Origin of the sequence: Enterococcus sp. NBRC 3427 (genome assembly GCF_007996925.1) — a bacterium.
In the GTDB taxonomy this organism is placed as follows: Bacteria; Bacillota; Bacilli; order Lactobacillales; family Enterococcaceae; genus Enterococcus_B; species Enterococcus_B lactis.
Genome location: NZ_BJLL01000036.1, coordinates 19,440 through 27,860, shown reverse-complemented (window position 1 = coordinate 27,860; position 8,421 = coordinate 19,440). Strand labels below are relative to the sequence as shown.

General features: G+C 35.6%; 14 protein-coding genes and 1 tRNA gene. 9 read left to right on the top strand and 6 right to left on the bottom strand.

The features are described 5' to 3' along the window. Positions 1-271: 271 nt before the first annotated feature. The 3 genes from ESP02_RS08760 to ESP02_RS08750 all read left to right on the top strand — a co-directional run bounded on the left by ESP02_RS08760 (position 272) and on the right by ESP02_RS08750 (position 1,383). Positions 272-706 (top strand): universal stress protein, encoded by a 435-nt coding sequence (locus tag ESP02_RS08760; protein WP_002292929.1) that lies wholly within the window; start codon positions 272-274, stop codon positions 704-706. Between the two features lie 22 nt (positions 707-728). Continuing rightward, positions 729-1,049, top strand: a complete 321-nt coding sequence (locus tag ESP02_RS08755; protein WP_038398869.1) for a hypothetical protein — start codon at positions 729-731, stop codon at positions 1,047-1,049. A gap of 142 nt (positions 1,050-1,191) precedes the next feature. Then, positions 1,192-1,383 (top strand): hypothetical protein, encoded by a 192-nt coding sequence (locus ESP02_RS08750; protein ID WP_002292933.1) that lies wholly within the window; start codon positions 1,192-1,194, stop codon positions 1,381-1,383. A 69-nt stretch (positions 1,384-1,452) separates the two neighbouring features. Here ESP02_RS08750 and ESP02_RS08745 read toward each other — a convergent pair whose 3' ends face one another. Next, positions 1,453-1,710, bottom strand: a complete 258-nt coding sequence (locus ESP02_RS08745; protein WP_002292934.1) for a hypothetical protein — start codon at positions 1,708-1,710, stop codon at positions 1,453-1,455. A gap of 157 nt (positions 1,711-1,867) precedes the next feature. Between ESP02_RS08745 and ESP02_RS08740 the strand changes: the two genes are divergently transcribed. Next, positions 1,868-2,131: a hypothetical protein gene (locus tag ESP02_RS08740; RefSeq protein ID WP_002292935.1), complete on the top strand. Its 264-nt coding sequence runs from the start codon at positions 1,868-1,870 to the stop codon at positions 2,129-2,131. Between the two features lie 23 nt (positions 2,132-2,154). After that, positions 2,155-2,343, top strand: coding sequence for a hypothetical protein (locus tag ESP02_RS08735; protein ID WP_002288067.1), 189 nt, complete (start codon positions 2,155-2,157; stop codon positions 2,341-2,343). Positions 2,344-2,497: 154 nt separating this feature from the next. Here ESP02_RS08735 and ESP02_RS08730 read toward each other — a convergent pair whose 3' ends face one another. Next, positions 2,498-2,686, bottom strand: a complete 189-nt coding sequence (locus ESP02_RS08730; RefSeq protein WP_002292937.1) for a hypothetical protein — start codon at positions 2,684-2,686, stop codon at positions 2,498-2,500. Positions 2,687-2,901: 215 nt separating this feature from the next. On the opposite strand from ESP02_RS08730, the gene ESP02_RS08725 reads away from it, so the two are divergent. Beyond that, positions 2,902-3,273 carry a YxeA family protein gene (locus ESP02_RS08725; RefSeq protein ID WP_038398871.1) on the top strand — a complete coding sequence of 124 codons (372 nt, stop codon included), beginning with the start codon at positions 2,902-2,904 and terminating at the stop codon, positions 3,271-3,273. A 147-nt stretch (positions 3,274-3,420) separates the two neighbouring features. Here the strand turns inward: ESP02_RS08725 and ESP02_RS08720 are convergent. The 3 genes from ESP02_RS08720 to ESP02_RS08710 all read right to left on the bottom strand — a co-directional run bounded on the left by ESP02_RS08720 (position 3,421) and on the right by ESP02_RS08710 (position 4,785). Beyond that, positions 3,421-3,493 (bottom strand) — tRNA-Gln (locus ESP02_RS08720). A gap of 45 nt (positions 3,494-3,538) precedes the next feature. Then, a complete protein-coding gene (locus ESP02_RS08715) occupies positions 3,539-3,967 on the bottom strand; it encodes a hypothetical protein (RefSeq protein WP_038398872.1) in 429 nt (142 codons plus the stop codon). Between the two features lie 59 nt (positions 3,968-4,026). Continuing rightward, entirely contained in the window at positions 4,027-4,785 is a 759-nt protein-coding gene (locus ESP02_RS08710; protein ID WP_038398873.1) for a C39 family peptidase, read from the bottom strand. A 294-nt stretch (positions 4,786-5,079) separates the two neighbouring features. Here ESP02_RS08710 and ESP02_RS08705 point away from each other — a divergent pair, with 294 nt between their 5' ends. Both ESP02_RS08705 and ESP02_RS08700 read left to right on the top strand, forming a co-directional pair. After that, positions 5,080-5,277, top strand: coding sequence for a hypothetical protein (locus tag ESP02_RS08705; RefSeq protein WP_002315110.1), 198 nt, complete (start codon positions 5,080-5,082; stop codon positions 5,275-5,277). 105 nt (positions 5,278-5,382) lie between these two features. Continuing rightward, entirely contained in the window at positions 5,383-5,865 is a 483-nt protein-coding gene (locus ESP02_RS08700) for a hypothetical protein (RefSeq protein ID WP_002315109.1), read from the top strand. 55 nt (positions 5,866-5,920) lie between these two features. Here the strand turns inward: ESP02_RS08700 and ESP02_RS08695 are convergent, their stop codons facing one another. After that, entirely contained in the window at positions 5,921-6,517 is a 597-nt protein-coding gene (locus ESP02_RS08695) for a nitroreductase family protein (RefSeq protein WP_002309425.1), read from the bottom strand. 385 nt (positions 6,518-6,902) lie between these two features. Here ESP02_RS08695 and ESP02_RS08690 point away from each other — a divergent pair, with 385 nt between their 5' ends. After that, the gene (locus ESP02_RS08690; protein ID WP_002315107.1) at positions 6,903-8,369 is read left to right on the top strand and encodes a peptide MFS transporter; all 1,467 of its coding nucleotides are present in this window, start codon (positions 6,903-6,905) and stop codon (positions 8,367-8,369) included. Positions 8,370-8,421: the final 52 nt, after the last annotated feature.

Genomic DNA, 8,421 nt, shown 5'->3' with positions numbered 1-8,421 from the left:
TGTGAAAATATTTCATAGGTAAAAGAAGCATGACAATTTATGACAAATCCACGTTTTTTGTAACAGAATGATGTTCATCCCATGTGAAAAATGATGAGGAAATTCACATAATGCAGAAATAATGGGATTAGAACAGGTGTTCTGATGAGAATAGAAATGTATAAATAACTTGAAAAAAATTGCTTTTAATCATCATTTTATTTACATATTGCGTATATTTTTTGTATTTTTGCTTGAGATGTTACAATAAAAGAAAAAGGAGGCGGTTCCAATGAGTAAGAGATACCAGAACATCATGGTAGCAGTTGACGGATCAAGACAATCGATCAAAGCGTTCGCTGAAGCCCTTGACTTAGCAAAGGACAATGAAGCCCACTTATTTATCGTGTCAATCATCAACAAAGTTGAGCTGACCCATAGTGCCTATGCCTTTTCAAAAATCTATGCAGATGAAAAACAAAGAACAGAAGTAGCCATGCTGAAAAAAATCAATGATGCCAAAGAGTTCGGCATTGCTGAGATCCATGCAATAGTTGAAACTGGAGATCCAAGAAATTTGATTGCCAATGTCATCCCTGGACAAGAAAATATTGATTTGATCGTTATGGGAGCGACAGGAAAAGGAGCTATACAACAAGCACTAGTCGGATCGACCGCTTCTTATGTCGTTTCACATGCCCCTTGCAGTGTATTGGTCGTGAAGTAATTAGATAAGGGAGGAATAGAAAATGGTTCGTCCTCAAGAAGTTCGTGCACCAAAAGAAAAAATAGAAATTTTAGCAATTATTGAAGACGGCACACAAACAAAAAAAGGATACTCGATTGCTTTAATAAAGTGGAAAGGAAAAAAAGGTGTTGCTATAAGGTGGGATGGAGATAATCAACAAGATAAAGGATTCCCAATCACTGCGAACGGCTACCATCCAGCTTGGTTTGTTCTGCCTGATAAATTTACAGAATTATACAGCTATGATTATGCGAAAACTGTCACATCCATTAAAGCATTAGACAAATTAGCAGAAGAGCAGAATAAAATGGATGAAAAATAAAAAAGACGAACCAATCAGTCTTTAGAAAACTGACTGGTTCGAGGAGTAAAAAATGAAAAAAGGTTATTTGGGATGAATATAGAATAATGCGTATAGCTTAAATCAAACTTAAAGCAATAAAAAAGGCAAGAGGGTGAGGTAAATGGAAGCAGGAAAAGTTTTACAGGAAGTAAAAGTATTATGTGCAGATAAAAAATATGAAGAAGCAAAAAGTCTGATTGAAAAGAACAAAGAAAATTTGGAAGAAAAATATCCGATTGCACAAGAATTTGTAGAATTAAAACAAGGAACACTTCTTCACCGATTCAAACATTTTTTTGGTATCACAGAATAGAAAAAAGCGATTAAAGATCAGCAGAGATTTGCTGTATCTTTAATCGTTTTCTTTTGAAACTGCTAGGATTCAATTCTGATTTTTATATAAAAAATAGATCCAAATGATTAGAAAAACTACTGCAAGCGTCAATTCGATGATGTGTATCACTAATACAGATGTTGTTTCCCAATGTCTAAAAGAAAAAATCTGATAAGTAAAATATACGGCAGGTAAAGAGGCCAGTAAAACTGAAAACTTCTTTTTCGTCCATTTTATGTAATAGAAAAGAATGCTTAGCATAATAAAAAAAGGAATATAAAAAACAAACTGACCGATCGCGATCATACTATTGCCTCCAATAAATAAAGTCCAAGATACAAAATAACACTTTGTGCGGGAAGGCGCAAGCAGTTCTATGGATTTATCCAGTAAAATATGTATTGATTTTGAATTTATAGGGAAAACTTGCTATAATCAAAGTGAAAGAAGGAGTGGAATTTTCATGGATCATGTAGTGTTAGAAATCGATTTGCATTTAATCAATAATATTCGGGTGATTTACTATGTTGTAAGCAATAGTGTCGAACAACGTGTACTGACGAATAAAATCAATGGTATTTTAGCAAAGAAAGACGTTCACCGATTCAATAACGGTGAAGGTAGTTATTATAGTATCCCAGTAGAAAAAATTATTTATACGACAGTCAAAGTCAGAGAAGATCTGGATACTAAAAAGGCATATGAACCTATTTTTACAACTTATTGATTAACAGCAAGTGGAGGAAAAAAATGAATCCATATGAACAACTTATCCAAGATTTGATTGATGGAAAAATCGAAAAAATCGATGTAAAGAGAGAAGAATTGATGGCTTTTCGAGAAGCATGGCTGAAATTGGAGAATCGTAAATATGTGGTAGGAAAAGCATCGCTGAACGGCAATGTGACTTATCACTATGATCCAACACGCTTATTTTAACAAGAATGATTCAGAAAAAAGAAGGGACTGTGACACGATTTTTGTCACAGTCCCTTCTTCTGGACAAACGGTGTTCAAGAGACAGCCTATCGGCAATAAGGCTGAACGTCTCTTTCACAACTTCTGATTCACGGTGTTCCAGAAATGAAAAATCCTACTTATTAAATAGATTTTTGAATTTGTCTTTCACACTGTCGATATTTACGTCTTTTAGAAGATTTTGTGCTTTCTCTTTGTAAGGACCTAGTTGTTCTTTATGTTCTTCGATAAATCGTTTTGCGCCGTCGAAGTTGCCGCCTTTTATCATTTCCTTGACTTTTTGAAATAATTCTTCTTGATTCATTTTGAACACATCCTTTGCCATCAACTTGATTTTTTTCCATGGATAAAGCGAGAAAATCTAAATTATCCACATCACCATAATATCAAATAACGATCATTTTTACTAAAAAAACACTTGTTTCTCGCTTCTAAAGTAGGAGAAAAATCTCCAACTTAGGTCGGATGGAATTTTTCTAATTGCCCCATATACTGAATATATAACAAGGAGGTAGAAAGATGAAAGTGATTAAATATTTGATAGGATTGGCGGCGATTAGTGGTATTTTGCTATTTGGACTGAAATACTATACTGAAGGAAGTTACGGGGAAATCCCTGGTATACTTGATCAACTAAATCCATTAGTTGAAAAAGGTGAGGTCTATGTAAAAACACAAAAACCAGAGGAAGTAAATGAATATGGAACGGCAAGGTATGTTCAAAAAGCTGCTAATGCCGATGGGGAAGAGCGTACAATTGAATTTAATGGACTTTCTGTGTTAAAAGAAAATCATTATTTGAAAATCAGCAATAAAGGAGCACACATAGAAATGTATGAAGAAGTTCCTAGAGAAAAAGTTCCGGAAAAAGCATTAGCAATTATTGGCTAAATCTACTGTATGAGTGCTACAGATTTAATTGTTAATTATAATAAAATTATGTAAACTGTACAATGAATAATAAAAATATTCCAAAAACCCCTGAAAAAAGAATGATCTTTTTTCAGGGGTTCATTTCTTATCAACAAGCTCATCAAATTGGGATGGCAGGGTTCGAACCTACAATTGCTTGATTCAGAGTCAAGTGCCTTACCAATTTGGCTACATCCCATTTATTCAACAAAATAATCATAGCACTTTTCTAAAAAAACGCAAGTTATTTTTCTTGATCAGATAGTTGTTGTTTTACTCGTAAAAGGCGGCGCACCAGCTTCTTTTCCAATCCAGCAGGAAGGGCAATCCGCTCTGCTACGGACAAGACGGAGTCAAGCAACTGATATTCTTTGACAGGTTCATTCAGGATATGGTAAATGTTTGCTAAACGCTCAATATATTCAAAGTGGGTGTACTCCGTTCGAGCGATCAGAAATTTTAATAAATCGATTGCTTTTCCATACTCTTGGTCTCCATAATAGACAAGAGCTTGACGATACAGTTTGATTTCTAGTTCATTGAGGGTAGCAGGTCTGCGCCGTTCGTTCCACTCATTAATAGAAACTTTACCTTGAACATTTCCTTTGCGGTCACGGACAAAAATAATCGGAATTTCATTTGGGTCCATTTTTTTATGAGTGAATTTTTCCATTATCTGTGCTCCCTTCAAAGGTTCGGTATCTAGAGTATAAGGGATTTTTACTTTAATTACTAGCTTTTCTCCAAAGTTAGCATTTGTCCGCCCATTGCAGTGAAAATGGCCGAAAAATCATTGATCGGTACTGCTCGATTTTTTACGCCATAGGGGTCGTTGACGTAAATATTTTCTTTGTCGTATCCAGTGACTACACAAGCATGAACAAGTGGAGTGACTCTTACTTCTCCGTTGTTTGTTGTCCAAGTCATAAAATCAGTTTCATCAGGAACTTCAAAATTGATAGTCACGGAAGTCCATACAGGATTCCCTTTAGATAGAGCTTTTTTGATATCATCTAGTTGAGCATCTGTTTTTGGTAAGGTATGATAATCTGTTTGGACGATCTGCTGAGCAAGAGAGGCAACAGGAGGGACATAGACGCCCATAGCCCAGTCTCCGCCACTGATATCTCCAACAAATCCTTCATTAGGATCGCCATGAGTCCCATCTGCATTGAAAACAGGAACGTAGTCCAATTGTTCAGCTAACTGGTTTTTAGTCGTTTCATAACCATAAAAAGATAAAAGCATGGAAAGTGAAGTGACCTCGCAGCCATTTTCTAGAGAAGGAGAGTCAAACTGGCTCTCTAATGGAACATCTAGCAAAACTTCTGCTTTCTCTTTTGTCTTTTTCGTTTTTTGTGTTGAACTTTTTTGTGTAGTATTCATTGTATGTTCTGAAGAATGGATATGTAGGTAATAACTTGTACCGCTTAATAAAAGAGTAGCTGTACCTCCTAGAAACAATAGTTTTTTAAATGTTTTTTTCTTCATTGGAAATCTCCCTTTTCAGCTGTTTATCTTTCCTATTATAAGTGTATTTTTATTGGGAAGGGAAGTATTTTATTTAAATATGTAAGAAATAATCAGTTTTTGAGGAATATTATTTATTATTCTAGAAAAAATTCTTCTAGATACAACGGCTGTTTTAATTGTGAAAACGAAAACAGTACGCTATAATGCCTGTAAGGTTGATTTTTGACTGTAAACAAAAAATCAAATAGTTAAATCTCCAAAAAATAGCAATTGTAATATGGAGAAAAGTTCCAGCAGTTTAGGAGGATTTTGATGACGGAAGAAATGATTAATTTAGGAGAACAATATGCATGCAAACCAATTGGCTTTACAAAAACGGTCGTTGGTGAAGTTGTATCAAAAATGACAAACTGTGCCGTGGTCAAAGTTGCCCAATGTGCTGCAGAGGATCAAGAGTTATTAGATGAAAAAGCAAGCATGGTTGTTGCAAAATATGATACATTTGAATAAAGAAAATAATTGGACGTGCGGCGTGCTGCAAGTCCAATTTCTTTGAGAAGGTAAATCAGTATTCTTTTCCTGTTTTCAGGAGAAGAAAAAGCGAGGCGAGTTGTCATGGTAACATTTTTTACGGTTCTATTGTTTTTATTCGTTGTTGTTATGTTCTTATTTCTTTGGCTGGTTCGAAAAGAAATTATTTATCGGACTGTTCGGAATCGATGGGTTTACTTGGTCATACCATTCTTGGTAGTACTAGTCATTTGGTACACACTCATCAGTCAGCCTACAGCAGATGAATTGGCAAAAGGGATTTTGTCAGCGATGATTTTTATTAGTTTTTTGTTGGATAGTCGAGGAATTACAGAAGAAGGGCTTGTCTTGAATAGCTTTGATAAAAAAGGTGTTCCTTTTTCTGAAATCAATAAAATCGTGTTGTACCAACCAAAAGGTTCTAAAATTGTAAAAATGAATTTTTTCCGAAACGGATGGCGGGGACCGATGCTGAAATTTTCTGCATCATTAGAAGAATTAGTTCCATTTTTGTCCCAACGCTTGAACGATGAGGCGGAGATTGATATTATGATCGATCCAGAATAAAAAACAGAGGTTGCGACAAGATGTTTGTCACAACCTCTGTTTTTTTTAAGTAAAATTATCCGAATACACGGAAGCGATCTGCATCGTTCATGTATTCTTTTTCCCCAGCTGGTGTTTCTGGTGAACCGAATACTAATTGTGAACGTAGTTTCCAGTTTGAAGGGATATTCCATTCTTTTGCAACTGCTTCGTCAATAACTGGGTTGTAATGTTGCAAGTTTGCGCCCAATCCTTTATCAACTAATGCTACCCAAGTGTTCGCTGTTGCGATTCCGTTTGATTGTTCTGACCAATCTGGGAAGTTGTCTGCATATAATTCAAATTGTTCTTGTAGACCTTTTACCACGTCAGTATCTTTGAAGAATAATACTGTACCATAACCATTTTTGAAACCAGCTAATTTGTTTTGTGTATTTGGGAAAGCTTCTGCTGGAGTCAATGGGCGAAGTGCTTCTTCAGTGATTTCCCAAAGTTTTTCATGTGCATCTCCGAAAAGAATAACTGCGCGTGTTGATTGAGCATTGAAAGCAGTTGGGCTTTCTTTAATTGCTTCTTTGATCAAAGCTGTCAATTCTTCATTAGAAAGTGAAACATTACGTCCTAGATGATAGATTGAACGGCGGTTTTTTAAAGTGTCAGTAAAAGTTGTCATAATAAAATTTCTCCTTTGATTTGCGTTTTGCATTTTTTTAATTGATTACGAAATGAAGTATAGCATCTTACAAAAAGTAAGTAAACAGATATGCTCACAAAAATAAGCGAAGTTCAAAAAACAATTTTAATAAGGGAAATCGTCAGAAAAGGATTTTCTTGGTTATCGCTTTCATTGCTGTGTTTTAGGAATTTTTGCTTATTTGAAAAAAACAGCTGATATATAATTATTAAATCTCTATCTTCTTTTTTTTATGATATTGCCATTAAAAATTACTTGTTTTTATAGAAAATTAGTTTATATTTCTTAAATAAGTTTTTTAGTTAAATTTTTCGGTAAAGATGTATAATATTTTCTGAAAATTTAAAGAATTGGGGTATAGATTATGGAAAAACAGCAAGACAAGGGCTTCTTCGGGCAGCCGAAGGGATTGTCAACTTTGTTCTTCACTGAGATGTGGGAACGATTTAGTTATTATGGTATGCGTGCATTACTTATCTATTATATGTACGATACAGTTGCCAACGGGGGACTTGGATTACCACGAGCAACAGCATTAGCTATCATGTCGATATACGGATCTCTGATCTACATGTCTAGTATCGTCGGCGGATGGGTATCTGACCGAGTGTTAGGAGCAAAACGCACTGTATTCTTTGGTGGAGTCTTCATTATGCTTGGACACATCGTCTTGGCTTTACCATTTGGTGTAAGTACATTATTTGTTTCAATGGCATTGATTATTATAGGAACCGCCTTTTTGAAACCAAACGTTTCTGGCATGGTCGGACATCTTTATTCAAAGACTGATTTGCGAAGAGATGCAGGATTTTCGATTTTTTACATGGGTGTCAACTTAGGGGCATTATTAGCACCACTAATCGTTGGGACAATCGGTCAAGAATATAACTACCATTTAGGGTTCTCTTTAGCTGCTATTGGGATGTTCTTTGGATTATTACAATACATCATCCAAGGACGCAAGACATTAGACGGAGTGGGTACAACACCACCGAATCCTTTGACAACTGAAGAACGTAAAGGATTCATCCGTAACTTGATCATCGCACTTGTTGTTATTGCTGCAGTATTCGGTGGGGCACAATTAACTGGTCATCTGACAATCGACTTTTTTGTCAATACAATCAGTGTATTGGGGATTATCTTACCGTTGTATTACTTTATCAAAATGTTGACTTCAAAAGATGTAACTGCTGAAGAAAAACCAAGAGTATGGGCGTATATCCCATTATTCCTTGCAGCAATCATTTTCTGGTCATTACAAGAACAAGGTTCATCTATCTTAGCTTTATTTGCTAGTGAACGTACACAATCTACACTATTTGGTGTGACGATCCAAGCAAGCTGGTATCAATCATTGAATCCGATTTTCATCTTTATTTTGACGCCGGTATTCGTAACGATGTGGACAAAACTTGGCAAACGCCAACCATCTACAGTAGTGAAATTCTCTCTTGGTCTTTTGTTTGCAGGATTATCATACTTACTATTGATGTTGCCAGGTATGCTTTATGGAACAAGTGGAAAAGTAAGTCCATTGTGGTTGTTAGGAAGTTTCTTCATCGTGGTTATTGCTGAATTGTGTCTTTCACCAGTTGGTTTGTCTGTGACAACAAAATTAGCACCACGAGCATTTGAGTCACAAACAATCGCTATTTGGTTCTTAGCCGATGCTTCTTCACAAGCAATCAATGCACAAATTGCACGCTTCTACACACCGGGAACAGAATCTGCCTACTTCGGTATTATCGGTGCAGTAGCAATCGTTGGTGGTATCTTGCTATTTACTGTGAAAGAACCAATCAAAAAACTAATGGGATCTATCCATTAATCAACTCACGAAAAGACAGGAATTGCTTATTTGTAGCGATTCCTGTCTTTTT

Coding starts and splice junctions, on each gene's coding strand:
- ESP02_RS08695 (WP_002309425.1), bottom strand. CDS start 6,517: ATGACAACTTTTACTGACACTTTAAAAAACCGCCGTTCAATCTATCAT.
- ESP02_RS08710 (WP_038398873.1), bottom strand. CDS start 4,785: ATGAAGAAAAAAACATTTAAAAAACTATTGTTTCTAGGAGGTACAGCT.
- ESP02_RS08740 (WP_002292935.1), top strand. CDS start 1,868: ATGGATCATGTAGTGTTAGAAATCGATTTGCATTTAATCAATAATATT.
- ESP02_RS08700 (WP_002315109.1), top strand. CDS start 5,383: ATGGTAACATTTTTTACGGTTCTATTGTTTTTATTCGTTGTTGTTATG.
- ESP02_RS08725 (WP_038398871.1), top strand. CDS start 2,902: ATGAAAGTGATTAAATATTTGATAGGATTGGCGGCGATTAGTGGTATT.
- ESP02_RS08690 (WP_002315107.1), top strand. CDS start 6,903: ATGGAAAAACAGCAAGACAAGGGCTTCTTCGGGCAGCCGAAGGGATTG.
- ESP02_RS08735 (WP_002288067.1), top strand. CDS start 2,155: ATGAATCCATATGAACAACTTATCCAAGATTTGATTGATGGAAAAATC.
- ESP02_RS08730 (WP_002292937.1), bottom strand. CDS start 2,686: ATGAATCAAGAAGAATTATTTCAAAAAGTCAAGGAAATGATAAAAGGC.
- ESP02_RS08750 (WP_002292933.1), top strand. CDS start 1,192: ATGGAAGCAGGAAAAGTTTTACAGGAAGTAAAAGTATTATGTGCAGAT.
- ESP02_RS08760 (WP_002292929.1), top strand. CDS start 272: ATGAGTAAGAGATACCAGAACATCATGGTAGCAGTTGACGGATCAAGA.
- ESP02_RS08755 (WP_038398869.1), top strand. CDS start 729: ATGGTTCGTCCTCAAGAAGTTCGTGCACCAAAAGAAAAAATAGAAATT.
- ESP02_RS08705 (WP_002315110.1), top strand. CDS start 5,080: ATGACGGAAGAAATGATTAATTTAGGAGAACAATATGCATGCAAACCA.
- ESP02_RS08715 (WP_038398872.1), bottom strand. CDS start 3,967: ATGGAAAAATTCACTCATAAAAAAATGGACCCAAATGAAATTCCGATT.
- ESP02_RS08745 (WP_002292934.1), bottom strand. CDS start 1,710: ATGATCGCGATCGGTCAGTTTGTTTTTTATATTCCTTTTTTTATTATG.